Annotated in this window: 26 protein-coding genes; 19 read left to right on the forward strand and 7 right to left on the reverse strand. The window is 76.6% G+C overall.

Annotation, left to right across the window (positions count from 1 at the left end; translation table 11 throughout):
- The first annotated feature begins 149 nt into the window (after positions 1-149).
- The gene (locus ACOQFB_RS02770) at positions 150-1,679 is read left to right on the forward strand and encodes a methyl-accepting chemotaxis protein (protein WP_059436605.1); all 1,530 of its coding nucleotides are present in this window, start codon (positions 150-152) and stop codon (positions 1,677-1,679) included.
- Between the two features lie 6 nt (positions 1,680-1,685).
- On the opposite strand, the gene ACOQFB_RS02775 is transcribed toward ACOQFB_RS02770, so the two are convergent.
- Together ACOQFB_RS02775 and ACOQFB_RS02780 are read right to left on the reverse strand one after the other, a co-directional pair.
- The gene (locus ACOQFB_RS02775) at positions 1,686-1,889 is read right to left on the reverse strand and encodes a hypothetical protein (protein ID WP_421610412.1); all 204 of its coding nucleotides are present in this window, start codon (positions 1,887-1,889) and stop codon (positions 1,686-1,688) included.
- Positions 1,886-2,608, reverse strand: coding sequence for a DUF2249 domain-containing protein (locus ACOQFB_RS02780; protein WP_421610411.1), 723 nt, complete (start codon positions 2,606-2,608; stop codon positions 1,886-1,888). The genes ACOQFB_RS02775 and ACOQFB_RS02780 overlap by 4 nt, the downstream gene beginning before the upstream one ends.
- A 225-nt stretch (positions 2,609-2,833) precedes the next feature.
- Here ACOQFB_RS02780 and ACOQFB_RS02785 point away from each other — a divergent pair, with 225 nt between their 5' ends.
- The 4 genes from ACOQFB_RS02785 to ACOQFB_RS02800 all read left to right on the forward strand — a co-directional run bounded on the left by ACOQFB_RS02785 (position 2,834) and on the right by ACOQFB_RS02800 (position 4,677).
- Positions 2,834-3,109 (forward strand): hypothetical protein, encoded by a 276-nt coding sequence (locus ACOQFB_RS02785; RefSeq protein WP_421610410.1) that lies wholly within the window; start codon positions 2,834-2,836, stop codon positions 3,107-3,109.
- Positions 3,076-3,501 (forward strand): diacylglycerol kinase family protein, encoded by a 426-nt coding sequence (locus tag ACOQFB_RS02790; RefSeq protein WP_494492444.1) that lies wholly within the window; start codon positions 3,076-3,078, stop codon positions 3,499-3,501. The genes ACOQFB_RS02785 and ACOQFB_RS02790 overlap by 34 nt, the downstream gene beginning before the upstream one ends.
- Positions 3,456-4,019, forward strand: a complete 564-nt coding sequence (locus ACOQFB_RS02795; protein ID WP_494492445.1) for a hypothetical protein — start codon at positions 3,456-3,458, stop codon at positions 4,017-4,019. Before ACOQFB_RS02790 ends, ACOQFB_RS02795 begins: the two co-directional genes overlap by 46 nt.
- 139 nt (positions 4,020-4,158) lie before the next feature.
- Positions 4,159-4,677: a L,D-transpeptidase family protein gene (locus ACOQFB_RS02800; protein ID WP_421610408.1), complete on the forward strand. Its 519-nt coding sequence runs from the start codon at positions 4,159-4,161 to the stop codon at positions 4,675-4,677.
- A gap of 4 nt (positions 4,678-4,681) precedes the next feature.
- Here ACOQFB_RS02800 and trxC read toward each other — a convergent pair whose 3' ends face one another.
- Positions 4,682-5,128, reverse strand: a complete 447-nt coding sequence (gene trxC, locus ACOQFB_RS02805; protein ID WP_059436585.1) for a thioredoxin TrxC — start codon at positions 5,126-5,128, stop codon at positions 4,682-4,684.
- Positions 5,129-5,158: 30 nt separating this feature from the next.
- Entirely contained in the window at positions 5,159-6,100 is a 942-nt protein-coding gene (locus tag ACOQFB_RS02810) for a LysR family transcriptional regulator (protein WP_421610407.1), read from the reverse strand.
- Positions 6,101-6,240: 140 nt separating this feature from the next.
- Here ACOQFB_RS02810 and ACOQFB_RS02815 point away from each other — a divergent pair, with 140 nt between their 5' ends.
- The 5 genes from ACOQFB_RS02815 to ACOQFB_RS02835 all read left to right on the forward strand — a co-directional run bounded on the left by ACOQFB_RS02815 (position 6,241) and on the right by ACOQFB_RS02835 (position 10,939).
- The gene (locus ACOQFB_RS02815) at positions 6,241-7,275 is read left to right on the forward strand and encodes an aldo/keto reductase (protein ID WP_421610406.1); all 1,035 of its coding nucleotides are present in this window, start codon (positions 6,241-6,243) and stop codon (positions 7,273-7,275) included.
- A 104-nt stretch (positions 7,276-7,379) separates the two neighbouring features.
- Complete coding sequence (locus ACOQFB_RS02820) at positions 7,380-7,565, forward strand: hypothetical protein (RefSeq protein WP_421610405.1); 186 nt, start codon at positions 7,380-7,382, stop codon at positions 7,563-7,565.
- A gap of 22 nt (positions 7,566-7,587) precedes the next feature.
- The gene (locus ACOQFB_RS02825) at positions 7,588-8,691 is read left to right on the forward strand and encodes a glycosyltransferase family 4 protein (protein WP_421610404.1); all 1,104 of its coding nucleotides are present in this window, start codon (positions 7,588-7,590) and stop codon (positions 8,689-8,691) included.
- A gap of 16 nt (positions 8,692-8,707) precedes the next feature.
- Positions 8,708-9,931, forward strand: coding sequence for an acyltransferase family protein (locus ACOQFB_RS02830; RefSeq protein WP_059436590.1), 1,224 nt, complete (start codon positions 8,708-8,710; stop codon positions 9,929-9,931).
- A gap of 54 nt (positions 9,932-9,985) precedes the next feature.
- Positions 9,986-10,939 carry an alpha/beta hydrolase gene (locus ACOQFB_RS02835; RefSeq protein WP_059436591.1) on the forward strand — a complete coding sequence of 318 codons (954 nt, stop codon included), beginning with the start codon at positions 9,986-9,988 and terminating at the stop codon, positions 10,937-10,939.
- Here ACOQFB_RS02835 and ACOQFB_RS02840 read toward each other — a convergent pair.
- Positions 10,923-11,912 carry an alkaline phosphatase family protein gene (locus ACOQFB_RS02840; RefSeq protein ID WP_421610403.1) on the reverse strand — a complete coding sequence of 330 codons (990 nt, stop codon included), beginning with the start codon at positions 11,910-11,912 and terminating at the stop codon, positions 10,923-10,925. The two genes, ACOQFB_RS02835 and ACOQFB_RS02840, sit on opposite strands and share 17 nt — an antisense overlap.
- Positions 11,913-12,144: 232 nt before the next feature.
- Here ACOQFB_RS02840 and ACOQFB_RS02845 point away from each other — a divergent pair, with 232 nt between their 5' ends.
- Both ACOQFB_RS02845 and ACOQFB_RS02850 read left to right on the forward strand, forming a co-directional pair.
- Positions 12,145-12,588, forward strand: coding sequence for a YciI family protein (locus ACOQFB_RS02845; RefSeq protein WP_059436593.1), 444 nt, complete (start codon positions 12,145-12,147; stop codon positions 12,586-12,588).
- Between the two features lie 28 nt (positions 12,589-12,616).
- On the forward strand, positions 12,617-13,906 hold the full coding sequence (locus ACOQFB_RS02850) for an RNA polymerase sigma factor (protein WP_421610402.1): 1,290 nt from the start codon (positions 12,617-12,619) through the stop codon (positions 13,904-13,906).
- Between the two features lie 849 nt (positions 13,907-14,755).
- Here the strand turns inward: ACOQFB_RS02850 and ACOQFB_RS02855 are convergent.
- Positions 14,756-15,277 (reverse strand): YybH family protein, encoded by a 522-nt coding sequence (locus ACOQFB_RS02855; RefSeq protein WP_059436595.1) that lies wholly within the window; start codon positions 15,275-15,277, stop codon positions 14,756-14,758.
- A gap of 219 nt (positions 15,278-15,496) precedes the next feature.
- Here ACOQFB_RS02855 and ACOQFB_RS02860 point away from each other — a divergent pair, with 219 nt between their 5' ends.
- The 7 genes from ACOQFB_RS02860 (at position 15,497) to ACOQFB_RS02890 (ending at position 22,448) form a co-directional block, all read left to right on the forward strand.
- Positions 15,497-15,889 (forward strand): cupredoxin domain-containing protein, encoded by a 393-nt coding sequence (locus tag ACOQFB_RS02860; RefSeq protein ID WP_421610401.1) that lies wholly within the window; start codon positions 15,497-15,499, stop codon positions 15,887-15,889.
- Positions 15,886-18,303 carry a heavy metal translocating P-type ATPase gene (locus tag ACOQFB_RS02865; RefSeq protein WP_421610400.1) on the forward strand — a complete coding sequence of 806 codons (2,418 nt, stop codon included), beginning with the start codon at positions 15,886-15,888 and terminating at the stop codon, positions 18,301-18,303. The genes ACOQFB_RS02860 and ACOQFB_RS02865 overlap by 4 nt, the downstream gene beginning before the upstream one ends.
- 9 nt (positions 18,304-18,312) lie before the next feature.
- A complete protein-coding gene (locus ACOQFB_RS02870; RefSeq protein WP_421610399.1) occupies positions 18,313-18,678 on the forward strand; it encodes a metal-sensitive transcriptional regulator in 366 nt (121 codons plus the stop codon).
- Positions 18,679-18,803: 125 nt separating this feature from the next.
- Positions 18,804-19,079, forward strand: coding sequence for a MoaD/ThiS family protein (locus ACOQFB_RS02875; RefSeq protein ID WP_059436599.1), 276 nt, complete (start codon positions 18,804-18,806; stop codon positions 19,077-19,079).
- Positions 19,080-19,081: 2 nt separating this feature from the next.
- The gene (gene moeB / locus ACOQFB_RS02880; protein WP_059436600.1) at positions 19,082-20,254 is read left to right on the forward strand and encodes a molybdopterin-synthase adenylyltransferase MoeB; all 1,173 of its coding nucleotides are present in this window, start codon (positions 19,082-19,084) and stop codon (positions 20,252-20,254) included.
- A 16-nt stretch (positions 20,255-20,270) separates the two neighbouring features.
- Positions 20,271-20,726 carry a M67 family metallopeptidase gene (locus ACOQFB_RS02885; RefSeq protein WP_059436601.1) on the forward strand — a complete coding sequence of 152 codons (456 nt, stop codon included), beginning with the start codon at positions 20,271-20,273 and terminating at the stop codon, positions 20,724-20,726.
- 156 nt (positions 20,727-20,882) lie between these two features.
- Positions 20,883-22,448: a DUF3943 domain-containing protein gene (locus tag ACOQFB_RS02890; protein WP_421610398.1), complete on the forward strand. Its 1,566-nt coding sequence runs from the start codon at positions 20,883-20,885 to the stop codon at positions 22,446-22,448.
- A gap of 19 nt (positions 22,449-22,467) precedes the next feature.
- Here ACOQFB_RS02890 and ACOQFB_RS02895 read toward each other — a convergent pair whose 3' ends face one another.
- Positions 22,468-25,332, reverse strand: coding sequence for a DUF748 domain-containing protein (locus tag ACOQFB_RS02895; RefSeq protein WP_059437617.1), 2,865 nt, complete (start codon positions 25,330-25,332; stop codon positions 22,468-22,470).
- Between the last annotated feature and the right edge of the window lie 73 nt (positions 25,333-25,405).

Consider the following 25,405-nt stretch of genomic DNA (forward strand, 5'->3'; position numbering starts at 1 on the left):
GGCGGGCGCCGCACCAGCCGCCCGGTCTCGCTCCGGATTCCCGGCGCGCGGACGTTCACGGTGCGTGACTGAAGGCGGACCGCGGGTTGCATGATCCCGCGGCGGCCGCCCCGACGCCGGGGCGGCCCCTGCCCATGGAGAAGGCCAACGTGACGAAGAACGTCGGGATCGGCGAGCGCCTCGGGGGCGTGTTCGCCGTGCTGATCGCCATCCTGGGGGTCGTCGCGTGGCTGGGCGTGCAGCGGCTCTCGAGCCAGAAGGACGCCATCGGCGCGGTGGCGGGCCCGCGCTGGGAGGAGACGGAGCAGGGGGTGAGGGGCCTGGAGCAGATCGGCCGCGAGACGGCGCTGGTCTCGGCGGTGTTCCTGGCGCCCGACGTCGAGGCCGCCCGGACCGCGGTGACCGCGGCGGACGCGGCCGACCGCGACGCGGACGCGCTGGTGGACGCGCTCTCGGAGCGGGTGCGCACGTTCCGGTGCGAGCCGGGCGTCGCGGCCATGGAGCAGGTCGCCGCGGCGCGGCGGGCCTTCGCGGCGGCGTTCGAGCGCGCGCACGCGCTGCTCGAGCAGGGGCACCTCGAGGAGGCGCGCGCGCTGGCCCGGGCCGAGGTCCTCCCGCGGCTCGACGACGTCCACCGCGCGTGGGCGGCGTTCTTCGCGCACGAGGGCGTCCACGTGCGGACCGCCGCGGCGGCCGTGGAGGCGGACCACGCCGCGGCGCGGACGACCACGCTCGCGATGGGCGCGGCCGCGGTGCTGCTCGCGGCGGCGCTGGGCGTGTGGATCACCCGGAGCATCACCGTGCCGCTCCGCGGCGTCATCGGCGCGGCGAGGCGGATCGCGGCCGGGGACCTGCGCGACCCGGTGCAGGTCACCTCGCGCGACGAGCTCGGCCTGCTCCAGCGCGCCATGCGCGACATGGGCGAGAAGCTGGCCGAGGTGATCGGCGAGGTCCGCGGCGGCGCGGAGGCGCTCACCGCCGCCTCGGCGCAGGTGGCCTCCACCTCGCAGTCGCTGTCGCAGGGCACCGGCGAGCAGGCGGCGAGCGCCGAGGAGGCCACCGCGTCCCTCGAGGAGATGGGCGCGTCGATCGCGCAGAACGCGGACAACGCGCGGCAGACCGGGCAGATGGCGACCCTGGGGGCGCGCAACGTCGACGTGGGCGGCAAGGCGGTGGCCGAGTCGGTGGCGGCCATGCGCACGATCGCGCAGCAGATCTCGATCGTCGAGGAGATCGCCTACCAGACCAACCTGCTCGCGCTCAACGCGGCCATCGAGGCGGCGCGCGCCGGCGAGCACGGGCGGGGCTTCGCGGTGGTGGCCGCCGAGGTGCGCAAGCTCGCGGAGCGCGCGCAGCGCGCCGCGAAGGAGATCGGCGAGGTGGCCGGCTCGAGCGTGCAGGTGGCGGAGCGCAGCGGCGCGCTGATCGCCGAGCTGGTGCCCGCCGTGCAGCGGACCGCCGACCTGGTGCAGGAGGTGGCGGCGGCGTCGCAGCAGCAGGCGGTCGGGGTGGCCCAGGTCTCGAAGGCCATGGCCACCGTGGACCAGGTCACGCAGCGGAACGCCTCGGCGGCGGAGGAGCTCTCCGGGACCGCCGAGGAGATGGCCTCGCAGGCCGAGGCGCTCCTGCAGCAGGTCGGCTTCTTCCAGGTGCGCGACGCCGGCCGGCGCGCGCGCTGAGCCCGGTCAGTCCCAGCAGACCTTCCGGAAGGGCAGCCCGCGCCCCTCCGGCTCGCCGCCCGCGCCGCCGACCTCCGTGCGGCAGGGGCCCTCGCTCGGCGCCCACAGCGGCCGCTCCTCGCTGCCGTCCGGGTGGAGGGCGTGGCGCGGCGCCAGCTGCTCGGGGGCGGCCGCGTGGCCCTCCGCGGGGTTCCAGCGGCGGCCGGTCACGGCGTCGCCTCCGTGAACGACCGCAGGCGGTCGAGGAGCTGCCGGTGCGCGTCGCCCTGCACGGCGCGGTCGGACATCGGGTAGAGCATGTGCTCCTCCTTCATGTTGTGGACCGAGAGGACCTGCGTGAGCCCGCCCACCGCCGCGGCCAGGCCGCCGGCGTCCTCGCGGTGCAGCGACTCGGTGGCCTCGCGCATCCGCTCGCGGATCTGCACGTGCTCCATGCGCATCACCTGCGTCGGGCCGGAGGTCATGCCGGTGGCGCCCTCGAATGTCGGGAACAGGACCTGCTCCTCGGCGTCGATGTGGCGGTCGAGCCCGGACGCGAACTCGGCGAAGCGCCGCGCCGCGTCCCGGTACTCGCCCACCGCCGCGAGCCGCTCCACCTCGGGCAGGATCGCGTCGAGCCGGCGGTGGTCCGCCTCGAGGTAGCCGGTCACCGTGTCGGGCGCGCCGTCCGCGGGCGCGGCCGCCTGCCGCCCCGGCGCCTTGCGCGCGATCCGGACCTGCCAGGCGGTCGGGCCCTGCTCGACGTACTCGTGCTGCGCCTCGCCGGGCCGGACGAACCGGAACTGCTGCAGGAGCGGCATGGGGTCGTGGTCGTTCACGATCACCATCGACTCGCCGGTGGCGAGCGCGTCGAAGCACTGGAAGACGAGGCCGTGCCGCACCTGCGGTGGGAGGGTTCGGAGGTCGATCACGCGGGGCTGCTGGGGCATCGGGTTCGCTCCTGTCGAACTGCGGGGACACAGGCCGGGGTTGCACGGGTCGTGCCCCTCGCGGGCGGGCGGTCTGCATCGCGGATTCCCTGGACGCCAGGCGTTTCGTGAGCGAGAGGGCGACCGGCGCCGCCCCTCGCGGGAGCGAAGCGTGTTCCAGGGTGTCTCGAACTGGAACGCGCACCGCTCCCTGCCCGGCGCGCCGGCCGGCCCCACATTGCGCGCATGGACGGCTCCGTGCTGGAGAGGGCGTTCACGAGGGCGGAGGAGGCGCTGCTCTCGCGCACGCTGGTCGGGCGCAGGCTCGCCGCGGACGTGCGCGACGGGGCCGGCCTGGTGGTGTTCGCCGCCGGCGCCGAGATCGACCGGCCGCTCCTCGACCGGGCGCGCGAGCGCGGGCTGCTCGAGGAGGTGGCGCGCGCCGCCGAGCCGGGCACGAGCGACACCGAGTTGGAGGAGCTGTTCCTGTGGCTCGCCGAGCGCCGGCGCCCCCGGGGCTGAGCGCCGGCGGCGACGCGGTGCTGCTCGTGAACGGCGCCGCGCGGAGGGGCGAGTCCGCGCTGGCCGCCGCGCGCGCCGCGCTGGAGCAGGCGGGGGTGATCCTCGCCGAGGCGCGCGCCATCGAGCCGGCGGAGTTGACGGAGCGTGTCGAGGCGGCGCTCGCGGCCGGGGCGCGGCGCGTGATCGTGGGGGGCGGGGACGGGTCGCTCGCCGCGGCGGCGTCCGCGCTCGCCGGCACCGGCGCGGCGCTCGGCGTCCTGCCGCTCGGCACCGCGAACGACTTCGCGCGCACGCTGCGCATCCCGGACGACCTCGCGGGCGGGCGCGGGCGATCGCGCGCGGGCGCGTGCGCCGGGTGGACGTCGGCTGGGCCGGCCGGCGCGCGTTCCTGAACGCCGCGAGCGTGGGCGCCTCGTCCGAGCTGACGCGGCGGCTCGACGACGGCCTGAAGCGGCGCGCCGGGACGCTCGCGTACCCGGTGGCGGGCGCCGCCGCCGCGGGCCAGCCGCCGTTCCGGGCGCGGCTCGAGGTGGACGGTCGAAGCGAGGACCTGGACGCGCTGCAGGTGGTGGTGGGGAACGGCCGGTACCACGGCGGCGGCCGGCTCGTCGCGCCGCGCGCCCGCGCCGACGACCACCTCCTGGACGTGTACGTGCTCGCCGCGGCGTCGTCGCCGGGCGCGCCGCGCCTGCGGGATCGCCTGCGCGACGTCGCCGGGCTGGCGCGCTACGCGCTGCTGCTCCTGCGCGGCCGACACCTCGAGCACCCGGGCGTGCTCCACGTGCGCGCGACGCGCGCCTCGCTCTGGACCGATCCGCCGCTCGAGATCGACGCGGACGGCGAGCTGGCCGGGTCCACGCCGGCCGAGTTCCGGGTCGCGCCGGGGCAGCTGGCGGTGCTGGCGCCGTAGCGGGGCCGGCCGCCCCGGGATGCGTCGCCCGGCACACGGAGCGTGTGGGCGGCCGGACACGCGCCGGCGGGATGCGCCCTGATCCCGCGGAGATGCACGCGGGGGGGCGGCGGCCCGGGGCTTGCGAGGAGCCGGCGCCATGACCCCGCTCGCCCTCCGCGCCGCCGTGGCCTCGCTCCTCCTCGTCCCGCCGCTCGCGTTCCTGCTCGCGTGCGCGCGCCGGGCGCTGCCGCCCCCGGCCTGCCCGCCCGCGGACGCGGTGGTCCTCGTCGACACCGCCGGGCATCGCCTGGCGCTCTGCGAGGCCGGCGCCGCGGCCGCGGTCTTCCCGGTGGCGCTCGGCAGCGCCGGGACGGAGAAGCGCGCCGAGGGCGATCGGCGCACGCCGCTCGGCGCGTACGCGCTGGGCGCGCCGCGGCCGTCCGCCGGCTTCGGCACGTTCATCCCCATCGGCTACCCGACGCCGGAGCAGCGGCGCGCCGGGCTCACCGGCAGCAACGTGGGCATCCACGGACCGGCGAGGAGGATGCGCTGGGCGGGGCGGCTCAACACGTGGGCCGACTGGACCGCGGGCTGCGTGGCGCTCGGGTCCGACCCGGAGGTCGCCGCGGTGGCCGCCTTTGTCGAGCGGCGCCGGCCCCGCGTGGTGCTGCGCTGACGGCTCAGCCGGCGAAGGTCGCGGCGGTGGTGAAGCGGCGCAGCTCCTCGTACGGCAGCGCGCCGGAGACCCGGTCCACCTCCTTGCCGTCGCGGAACACGACGAGCGTGGGGATGGCCTGGATCCCGAAGCGCGCGCCGGCGGCCGGGCTCGCCTCGGTGTCCACCTTCAGGACCACCAGGCGCCCGGCCTGCTCGCGCGCGAGCCGCTCGAGCACCGGCGCGAAGGCGCGGCACGGGGCGCACCACGGCGCCCAGAAGTCCACCAGCACCGGCGCCGGGCTGCTCGCGACCGCGCGCTCCAGCTCCGCGAGGTCGGCGTGGCCGGGGGCGCCGGAGGTGTCGAGGTCCGCCTTGCACTTCCCGCAGACCGGCTGGCGCCCCGGCGTGAGCAGGGCGAGGCGGTTCATCGCGCCGCAGCGGGCGCACCGGTAGATGAGGGGGGAGGACATGGCTCGAACATGCGTACGCCGCGGCCGCTGTCAAACGCGCGGCGCCCGCCGGGCCCGCGCCCCGGGGCCGCGCCCGCCGCGCAGGGCGGCCGCGACGAAGTCCACGAACGCGCGCACCCGCGCCGGCACGGAGCCGGCGGGGCCCAGGAACAGCGCGTGGATCTCGAGGACGTCGCCGGGCTCGAACGCCTCGAGGACGCGCACCAGGCGCCCGGCCTCGAGGTCGGCGGCGACCTGGAACAGCGCCAGGCGCGCGAGGCCGGCGCCCGCGAGCGCCAGCTGCCGCGCGGTCTCGCCGTCGCCCGCGCGCACGGCGCCGCGCACCGGCACGCGCAGCGCCTCGCCGCCCCGGCGGAACGGCCAGTCGTCGAGGGCGCGCGCGAACGTGAAGCCGATCCGCTCGTGCGCGTCGAGGTCGGCGGGCGTGCGCGGCGTCCCGCGCCGCGCGAGGTACGCGGGCGACGCGACCACGGCCACCGGGCTCTCGCCCAGCTTGCGCGCGAGCAGCCGGGACGCGCGCAGCGGGCCCACCCGGATCGCCACGTCGGCGCGGCGCTCCACCAGATCCACCACCTCGTCGGTGAGCACCACGTCGAGCGTGACCCCGGGGTTCGCCTGGAGGAACGCCGGCACCCGCGGGAGCAGGCAGTGCACGCCGAACGGGAGGTTCGCGTTCACGCGGACGCGGCCGCGCGGCGCGCCGCCTGCGGCCGCCGCCTCGGCGTCCTCGACCTCCGCCAGGATCGCGATCGCCCGCCGGTGGAACGCCTCGCCCTCCGCGGTGAGCCGGACGGCGCGCGTGGTGCGCGTGAGCAACCTCGCGCCGAGCCGCGCCTCGAGGCGCGTGACCAGCTTGTTCACCGCCGAGGGCGTCCTCCCGAGCGCGCGGCCCGCGGCGGAGAAGCCGCCCAGCTCCGCCACGGTCGCGAACGCCTCCATCTCGTACAGCCGGTTGCCCTCGCCGTGCGGCATCGGTGAATCCCGTTCACAGGTGTTGTGCCGGCGGAGTGGTAGCGCGGGCGGGGGGTGCCGCGCATCCTTTCCGCGCGCGTTGCCCGCAGGCCGACGCCGCCGTCGCGCGGGGCGCGCCAACCCGGGGGAGGAGGAGCACCATGGAGCATCGGAGACTGGGGACATCGGGGCTGGAGGTGCCGGCGCTGAGCTTCGGCGCCGGGACGTTCGGAGGGACGGGGCCGCTGTTCGGCGCCTGGGGGACCGTCGACGTCGCGGGGGCCCGGCGCATGGTGGACATGTGCCTGGACGCGGGCGTCACCCTGTTCGACACCGCGGACGTCTACTCGTCGGGCGCCTCGGAGGAGGTGCTCGGGGCGGCGCTGGAGGGCCGGCGCGAGCGGGTGCTCGTCTCCACCAAGACCGGGCTCCCCACCGGCGACGGCCCCAACGACGCGGGCACCTCCCGCCTGCGCCTCGTCCGCGCCTGCGAGGCGGCGCTGCGGCGGCTCCGCACCGATCGCATCGACCTGCTGCAGCTCCACGCGTTCGACGCGCGCACCCCGGTGGACGAGGTGCTCGCCACCCTCGACGAGCTGGTCCGCGCCGGGAAGGTCCGCTACGTGGGCGCCTCCAACTTCTCGGGCTGGCAGCTGATGAAGTCCCTCGCGGCGGCGGATCGCCACGGGTGGCCGCGCCACGTGGCGCACCAGGTGTACTACTCGCTCGTCGGACGCGACTACGAGTGGGAGCTCATGCCGCTCGCGCAGGATCAGGGCGTGGGCGCGGTGGTCTGGAGCCCGCTCGGCTGGGGTCGGCTCACCGGCAGGGTTCGCCGCGGCCAGCCGCTCCCGGCCGTGAGCCGGCTCCACCAGACCGCCGAGTACGGGCCGCCCGTGGACGAGGCGCTGCTGTACCGCGTGGTGGACGCGCTCGAGGCGGTGGCAAAGGAGACGGGCCGCACCGTCCCGCAGGTCGCGCTCAACTGGCTGCTCCGCCGTCCGACCGTGTCCACGGTCGTGATCGGCGCCCGGACCGAGGAGCAGCTGCGCGACAACCTGGGCGCGGTGGGCTGGGCGCTCACGCCGGAGCAGGTCGCGGCGCTCGACGCCGCGAGCGCGGCGCCCGCTCCCTATCCGTACTGGCCCTACCGGCGGCAGGCCGGCTTCGCGCGACTCTCCCCGCCGGCCGTCTGACGCGCCGGGCCCCCCCGTGCGCGCATGGGCGCGGCTCCTTCGGGGCTGCTGCCTCGCGCCGCCTTCGATGAAACACTGGCGGGGCAGCGCGGGCGGGGGGTCCCATGAAGGCGCGGTCGCTGGTCCAGGTGATGTGGCTGAACCTGCGCGCGCTCCCGGGCGCCGCGCTCGCCATGCTGCCGATCCTCTTGCGGCGGCCCGCCGGCGCGCGCCGGCGGAAGCCGCGCGAGGAGGGCGCCGGCGCCCCGCTGCCGGACGCCGAGCCGGGCCGGGGCAGCGCCACGTCGTGAGCGCGGGCCGGGGGGAGCGGGCGTGAAGATCGGGATCGTCACCGAGTACTACTACCCGAGCATCGGCGGGGTCCAGGAGCACGTCCACCACTTCGCCCGGGAGGCGCGGCGGCTCGGGCACGCCGTGAAGATCCTCACCAGCGAGATGCCGGACCTGCCGCCACCCTCGCCGGAGGCGAGCGGCCCGGACGTGCTGAGGCTGGCGCGCAGCCGCCCCTTCTACCTGAACGGCGGCTTCGGCCGCGTCTCGGTCGGCCTCGGCCTGTCCCGCGCCATGCGCGACGCGCTCGACCGTGAGCGCTTCGACCTCGTGCACGTCCACTGCCCCATCACGCCGGTGCTGCCCTGGCTCGCGCTCCAGCACGCCCGCGTGCCGGTCGCCGGCACCCTCCACACGCACTACACCCCCGGCCTCGGCTCGCGCCTGGCGGCCGGCCTGGAGCGGCGCTACCTCGGCCGGCTCGACCTGGTGCTGGCCGTCTCGCACGCGGCCGCGTCGCTCGCCACCGGCATCCGCGACGACGTGCAGATCGTCCCGAACGGCGTGGACGCGGAGGGGTTCGGCCAGGGGCGCCGCCCGGCGCGCTTCGACGACGGCCGCTTCAACGTGCTGTGGGTCGGCCGCCTCGAGCCGCGCAACGGGCTCGACCGCATGCTGCGCGCGTTCGCGCGCCTGCGGGCCCGCCTCCCGGCGCGGCTGCTGGTGCTGGGCGACGGGCCGCTCCGCCGCCGCTACGAGCGGATGGTCCCGCGCGACCTCGCCGGCGACGTGGTGTTCGCCGGGGCGGTGATCGAGGGGCGGGCCGACTGGTATGCCGCCGCGCACGTCTACTGCGCCCCCACCAGCGTCGCCTCCTTCGGCGTGACGCTGCTGGAGGCCATGGCGGCCGGGCGCCCGGTGCTCGCGTCCGACATCGACGGGTTCCGCGAGGTGCTGCACGACGGGCAGGAGGGGCGGCTGCTCCCGCCGGACGACGCCGACGCGTGGGCCGGCGCGCTCGAGGCGCTCGCGCGCGACCCGGCGGGCGCCGCCGCCCTGGGCGCCCGCGGCCGGGCGACCGCGGCGAGGTACGCCTGGCCGATCGTGGCGCGGCGCGTGCTCGACCTGTATCAGCAGGTGGTCTGAGGAGCAGTCCGGGGCGATGCCGACCGAGGTGACGCCGACGGGGTACCGGAGCGAGCCGCGGCGCGCGGACCTCGACTGGCTGCGCGTGCTCGGGATGCTGGCGGTGTTCCTGGTGCACGCCGCCGAGCCCTTCAACCCCTGGGACACCTGGCACGTGCAGAGCGCGCTGCGCAGCAAGTGGCTCGGCGAGCTCGTGTTCTTCCCCGCGCCGTGGATCATGCCGCTCTTCATGGCGCTCGCGGGCGAGGCCGCCTGGCTCGCGCTCCGCAGCCGCTCGCCGGCCCGGTACGTCCGCGAGCGCCTGCTCCGCCTCGGGCTGCCGCTCGTGCTCGGGATCCTGGTGCTCGTGCCGCCGCAGGTCTGGGTGGAGCGGCGCCTCCAGGGCCGGTTCGACGGGTCGCTGCTCGCGTTCTACCCGCACTTCTTCGACGGCATCTATCCGGACGGGAACTTCGCCTGGCACAACCTCTGGTTCCTCGTCTTCCTGCTCGCGTTCTCGCTCGCGACCGCGCCGCTGCTCGCGCGGTTGCGCGCCCCCGCCGGCCGCCGGCTGCTCGCGCGCCTCGCCGCGCCGTGCCAGGGGCCGGCCGGCCTCGCCTGGCTGGTCCTCCCCGCGGTGGCGATCCGGATCCTCACCGCGACCTCGGCGCCGGGGTTCCCGCCGCTCGCCTACGACTGGTCGAACCGCGGGCTGCTGCTCCCGGCGTTCCTGTGGGGGTTCGCGGTGGCGGCCGAGCCCGGCTTCGCCGCGGCGGTGGACCGTCACTGGCGCCCGGCGCTGGCGATCGCGGTCGCCGCGTCGGTGGGGCTCTGCGCGTGGGCCTGGCCGGGAGACGTGCTCGCGAGGCTGCCGGCCGCGCGGTCGGCCGGCGGCGTGCTGCTGTGGGGCGGCTACGGCTGCGCGTCCTGGTGCTGGCTGGTGGCGCTGCTCGGCGGCGCGCGCCGGTTCCTCGCGCACGACGGCGAGGCGCTCCAGCGCGCCAGCGGCCTCGTCTACCCCTTCTACGTGCTGCATCACGGGGTGATCGTCGCGCTCGCCGCCGCGATGGTCCGCCGGGGCGCCGACTCCGCCGGGCTGCCCGCCGCGTTCGTGGGGCTCGCCGCGGCGTCGCTCGCCATCAGCGTCGCCCTCTGCTGGGTGGTCGCCGCGTGGGAGCCGCTCCGCCTGGTGTTCGGCCTCCGTTCGCGCCACCGGTCCGTCGTGCGCGAGCCGGTCCCGCTGGCTAGAGATGAGCTGTAGCGGCGCGGAAGGCGCCGCCCGGAGCCGGCTGCTCCGGACGCACGCCACGCCCGCTTGACCCCGACGCGCTCCACCCATCGGCCCACCCGGCTTCGCCGCCTCGGCGTCCTGCTCTCGATCGCGGCCGCGCTCGCCATGGCCGCCCCGGCCCGCGCCGGACGCGCGCCGCCGGCGCCGGCCGACCTCGACGCGCGGCCGGTCGAGCTGCGGAGCGGCTCCGGGAGCACGATCCGCGGCTGGCTCGCGCGCGGCCACCCGGGCGCCGGCGCCGTCCTGCTGCTGCACGGCATCGGCGCGAGCGCCGCGGAGATGGCCGGGCGCGCCCGCTTCCTCGCCGCGGCCGGCTACTCGGTGCTCGCCATCGACTTCCGCGGGCACGGCGCGAGCGGGTCGGCCCAGACGACCTACGGCGGGCTGGAGAGCCGCGACGCGCGCGCGGCGGTGGAGTGGCTGCGCGCGGCGCTCCCCGGCGAGCGGATCGGCGTCATCGGCATCTCCATGGGCGGCGCGGCGGCGCTGCTCGGCCCGGCGCCGCTGAAGGTGGACGCGCTGGTGCTCGAGTCGGTCTACCCCACCATCGACGCCGCGATCCGCAACCGGGCGCGGGCCTGGCTCGGGCCGCTCGGCGCGCTGCTCGCGCCGCTCGTCGAGCGCCTGATGCTGCCGCGCCAGGGCGTCCGCGCGGCCGACCTGCGCCCGGTGGACCGCATCGGCGACCAGGTCGCGCCGCTCCTCGTGCTCGCCGGCGCGGCGGATCCGTACACGCCGCCGTCGGAGTCGAGGGAGCTGTACCGGAACGCCCGCGGGCCGAAGGCGCTCTGGGAGGTGCCCGGCGCCGGGCACGTGGACCTGCACGCGTTCGCGCCGGCCGAGTACGAGCGGCGCGTGGGCGGGTTCCTGGACCGCAGGCTGCGGACGCAGACGGCGCTGGCGCCGGTCGGCGCGGCGCCGCTCGCCGCCGGGCCGACGCCCGTCGCGCCGCTCGCCGCGGCTACGGGTACGCCGTGAACAGGTCGGACAGGCTGGCCGAGGTGGCCGCCGTCCGCAGCAGCGGCGTGACGCCGAGGATCTCCTGCACGGTGCGCACGGTGGAGCCGTGCGTGTACGCGCCGGGCGCGGCGTAGCCGGGCTTCGCGAGCGGGGACACGGCGATGAGGCCGATGGGGTGGTCGCCCCGGTGGCCCTCGTCCCACACGATCAGGATCACGCCGCCGTCGCGGTACGCGGCGCTGTCCATGATGGCCGGCACCTCGCGCGCCAGGAACGCGTCCTGCTGCCCGACGGGATCGTTCAGCGGCGGGCAGGCGTCGTGGCCGTCGTCGCAGACGTCCGGGACGATGAACGCGTACCGCGGCACCGTCCCGGCGGCGAGGTCCGAGGCCAGCTCCTCGAACGGCCGCACGTGCGCGATGCAGCGGGCGCTGTGCGGGTCGAAGGGCCTCCCGGAGACGTCCTCGAAGTAGACGAACGGATCGTGCCGCACCGCGTACTTCCCCTCGTTGACGAGCGGGCAGGTGTCGCCGGAGATGCCCTCCGCGTACGCCTTCCACGTGAGCCCGACGTCCTCGAGGTACGTCGCGAGGTGGCAGGTCACCGGCAGCGGCACGTCCGCGGGCGGCGCGTCGAAGTGGATGCCGAGCGGATCGCCGGCCTCGAGCCACACGTAGTTGCCGAGGCTGGGGTGCAGGCCGCCGGTCCGGTAGTCGAGCGCGTGCGCGAACGCGGGCAGCAGCGTGCCGTTGACGTACGGCGCCGACGGGCTGCCGGCCACGTCCGACCAGTCCTGGTTCTCCATCACGATCACGAACACCGTCTTCAGCGCGTGCGGCGCGCCGCCGGTGGCGAGCGCCGGCGCCTCGGGTGGGCAGGCGTCGTGGCTCGTGTCGCGGGTCTGGGAGCAGGCGAGGGCGAGCGGGAGGAGGGCGGCGAACAGCGCGGGACGGCCAGGGAAGCGGTGGAGGCGGGGGACGGGGGTGTGCACGGACGTTTACTTGGGGCCGGCGCGGCGGCGCGCAACGCGGGCGGCCGTTCGAGCCCGCACGGGAACGCCGGTGGGTGAATCCCGCACCTCGCCCGGGCGCGCGCCGGCCCCCTCTGGGACGGTCGCACGCGTCGATCCGGCGGCTCCCGGATCGTCGCAGGGCTAGACGCACGGAACGCGGCGGCTCGGGCCGCCCGGCCCGTCGCACCAACCCGGACCACGGAGAGACACCATGCGGTTCATGATGATCGTGAAGGCCAGCCCGGAGAGCGAGGCGGGAGCGCCGCCCAGCCGCGAGCTGATCCAGGCGATGACCCGGTACAACGAGGAGCTGGTGAACGCGGGCGTGCTGCTCGCCGGCGACGGCCTGCTCCCGTCGTCGAAGGGCGCGCGGGTGAAGTTCTCGAAGGGCAAGGTGGAGGTGGTGGACGGGCCGTTCGCCGAGACCAAGGAGCTGGTGGCCGGCTTCTGGATGATCCAGGTGAAGTCGAAGGAGGAGGCGATCGCCTGGGCGCGGCGCTGCCCGAACCCGATGGGCGAGGGCGCCGAGGGCGTGCTGGAGCTGCGGCAGGTGGCGGAGGCGGCGGACTTCCCGCCGGAGGTGTTCACGCCGGAGGACGCCGCCAAGGAGACCGAGATCTTCGAGCGCGCCAAGCGCAACGCGGCGAACCCGTGACGGCCCCGGCGGCGCGGAGGCGCGCCGGGTGACTCGCCCGGACGCGCACCGCGCGGTCCACGCGGTGTTCCGCATCGAGGCGCCCCGGCTCATCGCCGGGCTGGCGCGGATGGTGCGGGACGTCGGGCTGGCCGAGGAGCTGGCGCAGGACGCGCTGGTCGCGGCGCTGGAGCGGTGGCCGGAGTCGGGCGTCCCGGAGAACCCGGGCGCCTGGCTCATGGCCACCGCGAAGCGCCGCGCCGTGGACGAGCTGCGCCGGAAGCGCATGGTGGAGCGCAAGCACGAGGCCCTGGGGCCGGATCCGGAGGCGCTCGGGCCCACCGCGCCGCCCGCGCCCGACGCGGCGGTGGACGAGCCGGTGCGCGACGACCTGCTCCGGCTCGTGTTCATCGCCTGCCACCCGGTGCTCTCGCGCGAGGCGCGCACCGCGCTCACGCTCCGGCTGCTGGGCGGCCTCACCACCGAGGAGATCGCCCGCGCGTTCCTGCTGCCCGAGCCCACCGTCGCCCAGCGCATCGTGCGGGCGAAGCGCACGCTCGCCGAGGCGCGCGTGCCGTTCGAGGTGCCGGGCGGCGCGGACCTCCAGGCGCGGCTCGGCTCGGTGCTCGAGGTCGTCTACCTCGTCTTCAACGAGGGCTACACCGCGACGGCGGGCGACGACTGGATGCGCCCGGCGCTGTGCGAGGACGCGCTGCGCCTCGGCCGCATGCTGCAGGCGCTCGTGCCCGGCGCGCCGGAGGTCCACGGGCTGGCCGCGCTCATGGAGCTGCAGGCCTCGCGCGCCGCGGCGCGGACCGGCCCGTCCGGCGAGCCGGTGCTGCTGCTGGAGCAGGACCGGAGCCGGTGGGACCCGCTGCTCATCCAGCGCGGGCTGGCGGCGCTGGAGCGCGCCGAGCGGCTCGGGGGCGCGCTCGGTCCCTACGCCCTGCAGGCCGCCATCGCCGCCTGCCACGCCCGCGCCCGCGCCGCCGCCGCGACCGACTGGCCGCGCATCGCCGCCCTCTACGACGCGCTGGCGGAGCTGACGCCGTCGCCGGTCGTCGAGCTGAACCGGGCCGTGGCGGTGGCGATGGCGTTCGGCCCCGCGGCCGGGCTCGAGCTGGTGGACGCGATCGCGGACGAGCCGTCGCTGCGCCGCTACCACCTGCTGCCCAGCGTGCGCGGCGAGCTGCTCTCCCGCCTCGGCCGCCACGAGGAGGCCCGCGCCGAGCTGGAGCGGGCCGCCGGGATGACGCGGAACGCCCGCGAGCGCGACCTGCTGCTCGCCCGCGCCGCCACGTGCGCGCGCGGTTCCGGCGGCGGCGGTTCGGGCCCCTGAGGAGATCCGCTCGCCCTGAGTTCGTGGGGTCGTGACCAGGGCGAGCCGTTCCCGAGATCCGCTCGCCCTGAGCCTGTCGAAGGGCGAGCGGCCGATGCTCATGTGTCATCGTCGCGTGCACTCGAAGCCGGGAGGCCGAGGGGGCGCGGTCCTGGTTTGCGCTCCCGCCCTCGCCCGCTCTCGCGACGTGGAGGCGGAATGCTCGGCGCGGGACTTCGGTCGTAGGACGCGCGCGGATCGCGTTCGACGCGCTTGGGCGCGCTCGCAAACTCGGCCGCGCGTATCGCTGGCGCGACGCGCGGCCTCAGACAGTGCTCGCCGCGCACGCCGGCTGGATACGCGCGCGGGACGTGATCGTCTCGCGCTGCGCCTGCGCTGACAGTCGCGGTCGCGGGCGAGGGCGTCCGCGCTGCGGACGGGGGCCGTACTGGCGGCTTCGAGCGCCAATCAGAAGAACGGCGCCTCCACCCCGCCTCCCCTCCACGTCAGGCCGCCCCGGAGGCGATCCGGGCGTTCGCGCCGGAGCGCAGCGCAGCAAGCGTTCGGCACGTCCCCAGGATCCTGGACCTGCACCGCCGTGGACAGCCGCTGCGCAGGGACCGGCGCAGCCGGCGCTGGAACCGATCCCGCGGCTGGCCCGTCCGGTGCGTCGGCTTCATCGATCCCGCGGCCCCGGTTCCGGCCATCCCTCCACGTCCCGGGCCTTGCGGAGCGAGCACCGCCGCGAATGCCCGGAGCGCCGACCTAGCGGCCCGCCTCCAGGACAGGGCCCGCTGGAGGCGGACCCGCGAGGAGGGGGCTCGCTGCACGCGGCCCCGCGAGGACCGGGCCGCGGGAAGCGGCCGTTCGCTACGGAGGCGTCGGCGCCTTGCGCTGCGGGCGAGGGGCGGTCTTGGCGCCCGGGCCGCCGCCGTGAAGGAAGAAGTACGGGCGGACGTCGAGCAGTCGCCACGCGCCGTCGGCCCGGCGCGCCAGCACGACGGCGTGCGCGACCCACGGCCGCGGCGCGCCCGGCGGCGGGTGGCCTCCCGAGAGCGTCTGGCGAACGTCGAGGAGCGCGACGTCGCCCAGCAGCCGGACCCGCTCGACCGCGAGCTGGTTGTGCACGCCCTTCAGCACCTTCTCGAAGTCGTTGCGGAACTGCGCCGTGACCTGCTCGCGCCCGACCGCGCGCTGGCCCATGGGGTTGATGAACGTGCCCTCGGGATCGAACAGCGCGCCGACGCGGTCGGCGTCCTGCGCGCCGAAGGCGGCCTCGAACTCGCGAACGGTCTTCTCGAGGTCGGGCGGGAGGGTGGCGTGCTCCGCGCGCGCGGGCAGCGCGGGAAGGGCGAGCAGCAACGACAGCAGGCCAGCAGCTCGAGACGTCATGACGTTCTCCGGTGCCGCCCGCCGGGAGGGCATGCGGCGGCGCGGTGATACGCAGGCGGGCAGACGCTCGCCGGAGCGGATCGGGGGGGCGCCGGACCGGGGGTACGCCGGCCTTGAAGGGGTGGAAAGGCGGCCGGCTTGACATACCCCCCCCCCTATCTATGTTCCGGGCACCAAAGAATAGGGGGTGGGGGTATGATACCGCCCCGGGAGCGAATCGTGGACTTCGTGGAGATGCTGGTGGTCGCAGGCGGCGTGGCCGCCATCGCGTGGGTGAACTGGTACTTCTTCCTGGCCGAGAAGCGGAAGGGCGCCTCGGAGGCGAAGGTCGGGGCGGCCGGCGTGCAGCAGGCCGTGATCCGGGTGGAGGGCGGCTACACGCCGTCGCGCGTCCGGCTGCGGTCCGGGCAGCCCGCCCGGCTGGTGTTCGATCGGCGCGAGGACTCGAGCTGCTCCGAGGAGGTGGTGATCCCGGAGTTCGGCGTTCGCCGGTTCCTCCCCGCGCACCAGCGGACGACCATAGACCTGCCGCCCGCGAAGGCCGGCACCTACGAGTTCACCTGCGGCATGAGCATGCTCCGCGGCAGCCTGGTGGTGGAGGACGCGCGATGACCAGCCCCGCCGATCCCACCGTCCGCGGGCGCGAGCCCGCCGCCGTTCCCGGCGTCGCCGTCGAGGGGAGCCCCGCCGACCGGCGCGCGCGCGTCACCATCAACGTCTCCGGCATGACCTGCGCCGCCTGCCAGGCGCGCGTGCAGAAGGCGCTCTCCGGCGCGCCCGGCGTGCTCGACGCCAGCGTCAACCTCATGACCGCCGAGGCCGCCATCTCCTACGACCCGGCGGTCGCCGCGCCCGAGGCGCTCATCGAGCGGGTGCGCTCGACCGGCTACGGCGCCGCGCTCTCCGAGCCCGGCGCCGACGCGCTCGAGCAGCAGGACGCCGCCCGCGCGAAGGAGTTCCGCGAGCTGCGCGCCCGCGCCCTGGTGGCGCTCGCCGCCGGCGCCGTGGCGATGATCGCGTCGATGCCGCTCATGGCGGCGCACGCGCACCACGGCCTCGGCGCACCCACCGACCCGTTCATGAGCTGGAGCATGCGCGTGCTCGATCCCGTGCTGGAGCGCGCGCTGCCCTGGCTCTACGCGATCCCGGAGCAGGTGCTCTCCTACGGGCTGCTCGCGCTCACCACCGCCGTCATGGCCTGGGCCGGGCGCCACTTCTACACGCGGGCCTGGGCCGCGTTCCGCCACCACTCGGCCGACATGAACACGCTCGTCGCGGTCGGCACCGGCGCGGCGTACCTGCTCTCGCTCGCCGCCACCGTCGCGCCCGGCTTCTTCGTGGCGCGCGGCGTCCCGCCCGACGTGTACTACGAGGCGGTCGTCCTCATCATCGCGCTCATCCTGGTGGGCAACACCATGGAGGCGCGCGCCAAGCGGCAGACCTCCGTCGCGCTCCGCAAGCTCATGCAGCTCCAGCCCCGCACCGCGCGCGTGGTGCGCGGCGGCGCCGAGGTGGACGTGCCCGTGGAGGACGTGCGCGAGGGCGACGTGGTGGTGGTTCGCCCCGGCGAGCGCCTGCCCGTGGACGGCGAGATCGTCTCCGGGGCGAGCGCGGTGGACGAGTCGATGCTGACCGGCGAGCCGCTGCCCGTCGAGAAGCGCGCCGGCGACCGCGTCATCGGCGCGACCGTCAACGGCACCGGGTCGTTCCGCTTCCGGGCCACCGGCGTGGGCGCGGACACGGTGCTCGCGCACGTGGTGAAGCTCATGCGCGAGGCGCAGGGCTCGCGCGCGCCCATCCAGAAGCTGGCCGACCGCATCAGCGGCATCTTCGTGCCGGTCGTCCTCTCCATCTCCATCGCCACGTTCGTGGTCTGGTTCGTGGCCGCCGACGCCGCGCCCGCGGTCCGCGCGCTGGTCGCCGCGGTGGCGGTGCTGGTCATCGCCTGCCCCTGCGCCATGGGCCTCGCGGTCCCGACCGCGGTGATGGTCGCGACCGGCAAGGGCGCCGAGCTGGGCGTGCTGCTCAAGGGCGGCGAGGCGCTGGAGCGGGCGCACACGGTGGACACGGTGGTGCTCGACAAGACCGGCACGCTCACGCAGGGCAAGCCGGCGGTCACCGAGGTGCGGCTCGCGCCCGGCGCGCCGGTGGGCGAGGACGCGCTGGTCGGCCTGGTGGCGGCGGTGGAGCGCGCCAGCGAGCACCCGCTCGCGGCCGCCATCGCGGCGCACGCGGCGGCGCGCGGCGCGGCGGTGCCGGCGGTGGAGGCGTTCGAGTCGGTGACCGGGCGCGGCGCCCGCGGCCTGGCCGGTGGCCGGCGCGTGGTGGTGGGCAACGCCGCGCTGCTCGAGACGGAGGGCGTCTCGACCGCGCCGCTGGAGGCGGAGGCGGGCGCGCTCGCCGCGGAGGGGCGCACCGCGGTGTTCGCGGCGGTGGACGGGCGGCTGGCCGGCCTGCTCGCGGTCGCCGACGAGCTGCGGCCGACCTCGCGCGAGGCGGTGGCGCGGCTGCGCCGGATGGGCCTCGAGGTGGTCATGCTCACCGGCGACGTGCGCCGCAGCGCCGAGGCGGTGGCCCGCGCGGCCGGCGTCGAGCGGGTCGTGGCGGGCGTGCTGCCGGAGGGCAAGGTGGCCGAGGTGGAGCGGCTGCAGGCGGAGGGCCGCGTGGTGGCCATGGTGGGCGACGGCATCAACGACGCGCCGGCCCTGGCGCGGGCGGAGATCGGCATCGCCATGGGGAGCGGCACCGACGTGGCGCTCGAGGCCGCCGACGTGACGCTGATGCGGCCGGACCTGCGCGCGGTGGCCGACGCGATCGCGCTCTCCCGGCGCACCATGCGGACCATGCGCCAGAACCTGTTCTGGGCGTTCGCCTACAACGTGGTCGGCATCCCGGTGGCCGCCGGCGTGCTGTTCCCGGCGTTCGGCCTGATGCTCTCGCCGGTGCTGGCGAGCGCGGCGATGGCGTTCAGCAGCGTGAGCGTGGTGACGAACAGCCTGCGCCTGCGGCGGTTCCGCGGGGCCTAGGAGGAGGCGATGGCGACGAGGGAGAGCAAGGGGACCGCGGCGCTCGCCGCCTGCGCGTGCGCCACCGGCGAGCACGTCGGGCCCGGGGGGCGGGCGGTGGCGGTGGACGCGGCCGGCAAGGAGGCGAACCTCAAGCGCCTGCGCCGCATCGAGGGCCAGGTGCGGGGCCTGCAACGGATGGTGGAGGAGGGGCGCTACTGCGCCGACGTCCTCACCCAGATCGCCTCGGTGCACGAGGCGCTCCGGGCGGTCGGCCGCGAGCTGATGCGCAACCACCTGAAGCACTGCGCCACCAGCGCCATCCAGGCGGGCGGCCCCGAGGCCGACGCGATGTACGACGAGCTGCTGGATCTCATGTACCGGCAGGTCCGCTGAGGCCGCCGGCCCCGGCGCGTGGATCTTCGTGCCCGGGCGCGCCGGGGTCGGCAAGATCCGGGGTGTTGGTGTAGGGTCCGCGCCGGGTGCCCGCGGCGCCTGCGAGGACCGAGAGGAACGAACGAATGTCCGCAACCCTGAGGCTGCCCGCGGTGCTCGCCCGGGCCGCCGGCGGGACCACCGTCCACGAGGTGCGCGGGGCCACCGTGGGCGAGGTCGTCGCCGAGGTGGCCGGCCGCTTCCCCGAGCTCGGCACCCGGCTGCGCGACGCGCGGGGCGAGCCGTATCCCTACGTGATGTTCTACCTCGACGACGAGGACATCCGGTTCCAGCAGGGCTTCGCCACGCCGGTGCCCGACGGCGCCGAGATCGTGGTCGTCCCCGCGATCGCCGGAGGGTAGCGATGTCCATCGGCCGCCCCACCTCCGAGCTGCCCGAGCTCTCCCGGGAGGAGATCCTCCGCTACAGCCGCCACCTCATCATCCCCGAGGTCGGGGTGGAGGGGCAGCGCCGCCTGAAGGCCGCGCGCGTGCTCCTGGTGGGCGCGGGCGGGCTCGGCTCGCCGAACGCGCTCTACCTGGCCGCCGCCGGCGTCGGGACGCTCGGCATCGTCGAGGCGGACGTGGTGGACCTCACCAACCTGCAGCGGCAGGTGCTGCACGGCACCAAGGACGTCGGCCGCAAGAAGCTCGAATCGGCGCGCGAGCGCATCCGCGACGTGAACCCGCACGTGAAGGTCATCGCGCACGACGCGTGGCTCACCTCGGAGAACGCGCTCGAGATCCTCTCCGGCTACGACCTGGTGGTGGACGGCACCGACAACTTCGCCACGCGGTACCTGGTGAACGACGCCTGCGTGCTGCTCGGCAAGGTCAACGTCTACGGGTCGATCTTCCGCTTCGAGGGCCAGTCCACCGTGTTCTGCACCGCGGACGGCCCCTGCTACCGCTGCCTGTACCCGGAGCCGCCGCCGCCGGGCATGGTGCCGTCCTGCGCCGAGGGCGGGGTGCTGGGGATCCTGCCGGGCCTGGTCGGTCTGGTGCAGGCGACCGAGGCGGTGAAGCTCATCACCGGCGTGGGCGAGCCGCTGGTCGGGCGGCTGCTGCTGGTGGACGCGCTCGGGATGGAGTTCCGCACCGTGAAGCTGCGGAAGGACCCGCGCTGCCCCGCCTGCGGCACGCGCGAGATCCAGGCGCTCATCGACTACCAGCAGTTCTGCGGGATCCGCGGGGCCGAGCCGGAGCAGCCGCCGGACGGCGTCCCGACCATCACCGTCGGCGAGCTGGACGCCCGCCGCCGGCGCCACGAGGACTTCGATCTCGTGGACGTGCGCGAGCCGCACGAGTGGGAGATCGGCCGCATCGAGGGCGCGCGGCTGGCGCCCCTCTCCACGTTCGCCGAGGCGCTCCGCACCTTCGACAGCGCCCGCGACCTCGTCGTCTACTGCAAGAGCGGGCAGCGCAGCGCGAAGGCGGTCCGCCAGCTCCAGGAGGCCGGCTTCAGGCGCGTGTGGAACCTCGAGGGCGGGATCCTCCGCTGGGCGGAGGAGATCGACCCGACCGTCCCGCGCTACTAGCCGAGCCCGCCCGCCCGTGAGCGTCGAGATCGAATACGGCGCGGCGCTGCTCGCCCGCATCGCGGCGCTGTGCGAGGCGGACCCCGGGCGCGAGGCGTGCGGGTTCGTGGTGCGCCGCCGCGGCGTGCTCGAGGTCGAGCCCATCCCGAACGCCGCCGACCGCTACCACCGCCACGATCCGCTCGGATTCCCGAGGACCAGCCGCGACAGCTACCTCATGGACCCGCACGCGCACCTCCGGCTCCTCCAGGCGCTCGACGCCGAGGGCGGCGAGGTGGTGGCGGTGTGGCACTCGCACGTGGAGGTGGGCGCGTCCTTCTCGGCGAAGGACCGCGCCGACGCGCTCGCCGACGGCGTGCCGGTGGTGCCCGGCGCGGAGTACCTGGTGTTCGGCCTCCGGGGCGGCAAGGTCACCGAGGCGAGGCGCTTCCGCTTCGAGGGCGGCGACTTCGTCGAGGCCGCGCTCGGCTGAGCGGGCCCCGCCGCGCGCTTGACGCGGCGCAAGCGGCGGCCGCCGCCGCGGCGACACCGGCGCTCACCGGCGGTGGTGGAATTCCGACAGTCCGGGGCGACGCCTCCGCGATCACGCGGCTTTTCGCGCGGCAGCCCGCTTGCACTGGCCGCGGTCGTGCAGAAGCCTCTCCACCCCGTCGCCCTCGTCGCCGCGCTCGCCTGGCTGGCCGCCCCCCTCGCCGCCGCGGCGGCGGAGGCGGCCGCGGCCGCGTCGCCGGCCGTGCAGGGCCGGGCGGGGCTGAAGCCGCCGGCGCCCGGCGGCACCCCGCGCGGCGTCGCGGCGGCCGGGCTGGCGCCCGCGCACCGCGAGGCGCTCGCGGCCGGCCTGCCGGACCTGCGCATCCCGCCCCGCGAGGCCGGGCCGGGCGTGGGCACGCTGCCGGAGGACGCCTGGCACGACCCGCTCCCGCGCCGCGGCGCCGCGTCGCGCTGGACGGTGCCGGCGGTCGAGTCGCTCTCGGTGAACCTGGCGATGATGGGGTGGAACCGCTGGGTGGGCGCGGCCCCGTGGGCCGACATCTCCGGCGACTCGATCGGCCGCAACCTGCGCAGCCGCTGGGTGCTCGACGACGACCAGTTCTGGGTGAACCAGTTCGGCCACCCGTACCAGGGCACCTGGGCCTTCTCGGCGGCGCGCTCGGCCGGCCAGGGCTTCTGGGTCTCGTCGGCGTACGCGTTCGCGGCGAGCGGGCTCTGGGAGATCGCCGGCGAGACGGAGCGGCCCTCGCGCAACGACCAGGTCACGACCACGGTGGCCGGCATGGTGCTGGGCGAGATCCTGGGCCGCTTCTCCGACGCGCTGCGCGCGGAGGGCGGGACCTGGAACGGCGTGGCCGCGGCGGTGCTCTCGCCCATGGGCGCGGTGAACCGGCGCCTGCTCGGGCCGACGCGCCCGGAGCGCGCCACCTCGTCGCGCTGGGCGCTCGCCATGGGCGGCGCGACCGGCGACGCCACCGGCGACCGCGGCACCTGGGGCGGCGGGGTGGGGCTCGACTTCGCCTGGGGCCTGCCGGGCGATCCCGAGCTCGCGCTCGAGAAGCCGTTCGACCACTTCGTGCTGGAGGCGCGCTACGGCTTCGCGCGCGACCCGGACGCGACCGTGCGGGCGCGCGGGCTCCTCGCCGGCCGCAGCTTCGAGGCGGCGCCGGCGCGCGGGCTGTACGGGCTCTTCCTGCTGTTCGACTTCGACACCCCGCAGCGCTTCCGCGTCTCCACCAGCGCGCTCGGCGCGGGCGCGAGCGCGCGCGCCGACCTGGGCGGCGGCCTCGCGCTGGAGGGCGATCTCGTCGGCGCGGCCGTGATCCTCGGCGCGGCCGGCAGCGTGGACCGCGGCGACGACGGCAAGGGGCGCGACTACCGGATCGGCCCCGGCGCGCAGGCGCTCGCCGGCCTCGACCTCGTGGCCGGGACGCGCGCCCGCCTGGGCGTGGTCGCGCGCCAGTACCTGATCTTCGGCGAGGGCGAGGTGGCCGGCGACGAGCGCATCGCCGAGCTGGGCGCGCGGGGGTCGGTGCGGATCCTCGGCGCCCACGCGGTGGCGGTGGACGTCAGCCGCCACCTCCGGCACGCCACCGCCGACGCGAGCGGCCCGGTGCGCGAGGCCGGCTGGGCGTTCCAGGTCTCCTGGGTGATCCAGGGCGGCGTCGCCCCGAGCGCCGCGGACTGGGCCGTCGAGCTGTAGGGTCCCCTGGCGCCGGGGGTCAGCGCACGCTGAAGTAGACGCGCGCGCCGCCCTCCTTGCGGGCGCGCTCGCCGCCCTGCGCGAGGAAGAGCCGCGCCTGGTCCAGGCCGGCCGCGAGCAGCGCCTCCCGCGCGCGCTGCGCCCGCTCGGCCGCGAGCGCCCGGTAGGCGTCGTCCGGCACCTGCGCCGCCGCCGCGAGCCGCTCCTCCATCTCCTGCGGCGCGGGCGCCGGCGCGGCCTCGCCCTTCGCCGCCGGCGGCGGGGCGGGGAAGGCCGCGTGGTACGCCGCCTTCACCAGCCGGACCCGCTCCTCGGCGCCGAGCGTCACCTCGTCGAGGCTGGCCGGGGCCGCGCGGAGCGTCTCGGCCTTGGCGCGGCGGAGCGCGCGCTCCAGCGCGGCGCGCCGCAGCGCGGGGCCGTCCTGGGCCGCGTCGGCGGAGCCCTCCAGCTCGAGGCCGAGCGTGGGCCGCTGCCCGAGCGACCGCGCCAGCAGCGCGATGCGCTCCTTCGCGGCCGGCAGCGGCTCGGCGGTGCCCGGGGTGAACTCCATCATGGACAGGTCGGCCTCGCCGCCGCCCACCAGCGACGCGAGCGCGGTGAACGGCGAGGTGGCCACCTTCACGAGCACGTTCAGGATGGTGCGCCAGATCACCTTGCCGAGGCGGAACTCGGGGTCGTCGAGGTTCCCCTCCACCGGCACGTCGAGCAGGATCACGCCCTCGCGATCCTGCAGGAGCGCCAGCGCCAGCCGCACCGGGACCTTGGTCGCGTCCGGGCTGTCGGTCCGGTCGCCCAGCGTGAGCTGGTTCACGCGGACCACGTTGGTGGAGGTGAGCGCGCGGTTCACCACCGTGTACCTGAGATCGAGGTCGAGCTTCCCCTTCTGCAGCCCGTAGCCCAGGAACTTGCCGGCGTAGGGGCCGAGCGGCGAGAGGTCCACGCCCTCGGAGGCGACCACCAGCTCCGTGTACGCCTCCTTCTGCAGCGGGTTGAGCGTGCCGGTGACGCGCACCGGCGAGGCGCCCTCCACCTGCAACCGCACGTCCACGCTCGACCGGACCTTCGGGTCCGAGGACAGCCGCGTCACCGTCGCCTGCGCGCCGGTCAGGTTCACCACCGCCGCGGGCGTCACCGAGCGGTCCACCATGGCGAGCCGCCCGCCCACCACCTCCACGCTGCCGATGGCGGTCTGCCACGCCGGGCCGGCCGGCGCCGGCTGGGCCGGCGGCGGCGGGAGCGCGCGCGCCACGCTGGTGGCGCCGTCCTCCCAGACGTAGGCCTTCACCCGCGGCTCGAGGAGCCGCACCCGGCGCACCGTCGCGCGCGGCGGGGTGGAGGCGGCGTCGATGCCGGTCACCTCCAGCGCCTTCCACCGGAGCAGGTCCTCGTTGCCGGCCTCCGCCACCGCGAGCGCGTCGAGCCGCACGTCGCCGGCGAACGTCCAGCGCGGCGCCTTGCCCCCGAGGTCGTAGCCGACCGTCGCCTTCGCGCCGGCGCGCCCGCCGGTGAGCCGCGCCACCAGCGACGCGTCGAGGTACGGCGCGAGCGGCACGAGGTCCAGCGCCTCCGCCTCCAGCGCGAGGGTGCCGCGGTCGCCGAACGGGCGGACCTCGCCCTTCACCGCGAGCCGGCCGCTGCCGTTCCAGGCGAGCGAGGCGGTGAGCGGGCAGGCCGTCTCGGGGCCGGGGCGGATCCCGTCCAGGGTCACCGCCACGTCGGTGAGCGGCAGCCGCACCGGCCGCGCCGTGGAGCGATCCTCGAGCTCCACCGCCAGGCCCGAGACCGCCAGCGCGCCCACCGACCACCTCCACGGCTCGGGCGACGCGGGGGAGGGCGGCGGCGCCATCCGCGCGAGCTCGAGCTTGCCGTCCTGCTCCAGGCGGGCCCGCACCGATCCGCCGCGGACCGCCACGGTCGCGACCGACGCCTCCTTCGCGAGCGCGTCCACCTGGATGCCGGCGACCTCCACCCGCGGCAGCCGCACCGGCGCGTCGGCCTCGCCGCGCGGCGCGAGCGCGAGGCGCTCCACGGTGAGCTTGCCGCCGGAGGTGCGCAGCACGCGGGCGTCCGCGCCCCACGCCAGCTCGTAGGCGGTCTCGAGGTCGAGCACGCCCTCGGCCAGGTCCACCGGCGCCTCGTCGTGGATGTAGGGCGCGTACTTGGGCAGCTGGATCCGCTCGAACGCGAGCGTGCCCGAGGAGCGGAGCGGCGCGCTGCGGACCGTGCCGGTCCAGCGGAACGTCTCGCCCGACTCGGTGGTGCCGGTGAACGAGTACGGGCTGTCGCCGCCGCCGCGCGTCCGGAAGGCGTCCAGGCGGACGGTGAGCGGGCCGAGGGTGGTCTCGAACGCGGGCTTGCGGGTGGCGTCGCGGAACACCACCCGCGCCTCCTCCACCGCGAGCCGCCCGATGGAGAGCCCCAGCCCGCCGCCCTCCTTCTCCGGGGCCGCGGGGGCGCCCGGCTCCGCCGCCTTCGCGTCGCCGGCCAGCAGGTCCTCGAACGTGAGCGCGCCGCGCGGGTCGAGGCCGACGTGCAGCGCCGGGCGCACCAGGCGGATCTCGGCGAAGCCGAGGTCGCCGGCGAGCAGGCGGAGCGGGGCGAGCCGGACGTAGAGCGAGTCCCACGCCGCGAACGGCGCGCCGTCCGCGTGCTTCACCCGCAGTCCCTCCACCGTGACCGAGAGCGCGAGCGGGTTGACCCGCACGCGGTCGATCTCGACCGGCCGGTGGAGCGCCGCGGACGCCTGCTTCACCGCGATCCGGCGGACCAGCGACGGCGCGGCGAGGAAGCCGAAGGCGGTGTAGAGGACCAGGAGCGCGCCCAGGACGGCGGCGGCGCGGAGCCAGCGGCGCCGGCGCGGCGCCTTCGGGGTGGTGTCGGACATGTGCGCCCCTTAAACCCCCGGAGGGCGCGGCGCGCAAGCCGGCGATTCCGGGGCCCCAGCCGAGGACGATGAC

Source organism: Anaeromyxobacter sp. Red801 (genome assembly GCF_049201065.2).
Classification (GTDB): Bacteria; Myxococcota; Myxococcia; order Myxococcales; family Anaeromyxobacteraceae; genus Anaeromyxobacter.

Bases quoted from the DNA above. Each gene is read 5' to 3' on its own strand.
- ACOQFB_RS02780 (WP_421610411.1), bottom strand. From the start codon at position 2,608: ATGCCCCAGCAGCCCCGCGTGATCGACCTCCGAACCCTCCCACCGCAG.
- ACOQFB_RS02785 (WP_421610410.1), top strand. From the start codon at position 2,834: ATGGACGGCTCCGTGCTGGAGAGGGCGTTCACGAGGGCGGAGGAGGCG.
- ACOQFB_RS02800 (WP_421610408.1), top strand. From the start codon at position 4,159: ATGACCCCGCTCGCCCTCCGCGCCGCCGTGGCCTCGCTCCTCCTCGTC.
- trxC (WP_059436585.1), bottom strand. From the start codon at position 5,128: ATGTCCTCCCCCCTCATCTACCGGTGCGCCCGCTGCGGCGCGATGAAC.
- ACOQFB_RS02810 (WP_421610407.1), bottom strand. From the start codon at position 6,100: ATGCCGCACGGCGAGGGCAACCGGCTGTACGAGATGGAGGCGTTCGCG.
- ACOQFB_RS02815 (WP_421610406.1), top strand. From the start codon at position 6,241: ATGGAGCATCGGAGACTGGGGACATCGGGGCTGGAGGTGCCGGCGCTG.
- ACOQFB_RS02820 (WP_421610405.1), top strand. From the start codon at position 7,380: ATGAAGGCGCGGTCGCTGGTCCAGGTGATGTGGCTGAACCTGCGCGCG.
- ACOQFB_RS02830 (WP_059436590.1), top strand. From the start codon at position 8,708: ATGCCGACCGAGGTGACGCCGACGGGGTACCGGAGCGAGCCGCGGCGC.
- ACOQFB_RS02845 (WP_059436593.1), top strand. From the start codon at position 12,145: ATGCGGTTCATGATGATCGTGAAGGCCAGCCCGGAGAGCGAGGCGGGA.
- ACOQFB_RS02855 (WP_059436595.1), bottom strand. From the start codon at position 15,277: ATGACGTCTCGAGCTGCTGGCCTGCTGTCGTTGCTGCTCGCCCTTCCC.
- ACOQFB_RS02865 (WP_421610400.1), top strand. From the start codon at position 15,886: ATGACCAGCCCCGCCGATCCCACCGTCCGCGGGCGCGAGCCCGCCGCC.
- ACOQFB_RS02870 (WP_421610399.1), top strand. From the start codon at position 18,313: ATGGCGACGAGGGAGAGCAAGGGGACCGCGGCGCTCGCCGCCTGCGCG.
- ACOQFB_RS02875 (WP_059436599.1), top strand. From the start codon at position 18,804: ATGTCCGCAACCCTGAGGCTGCCCGCGGTGCTCGCCCGGGCCGCCGGC.
- moeB (WP_059436600.1), top strand. From the start codon at position 19,082: ATGTCCATCGGCCGCCCCACCTCCGAGCTGCCCGAGCTCTCCCGGGAG.
- ACOQFB_RS02895 (WP_059437617.1), bottom strand. From the start codon at position 25,332: ATGTCCGACACCACCCCGAAGGCGCCGCGCCGGCGCCGCTGGCTCCGC.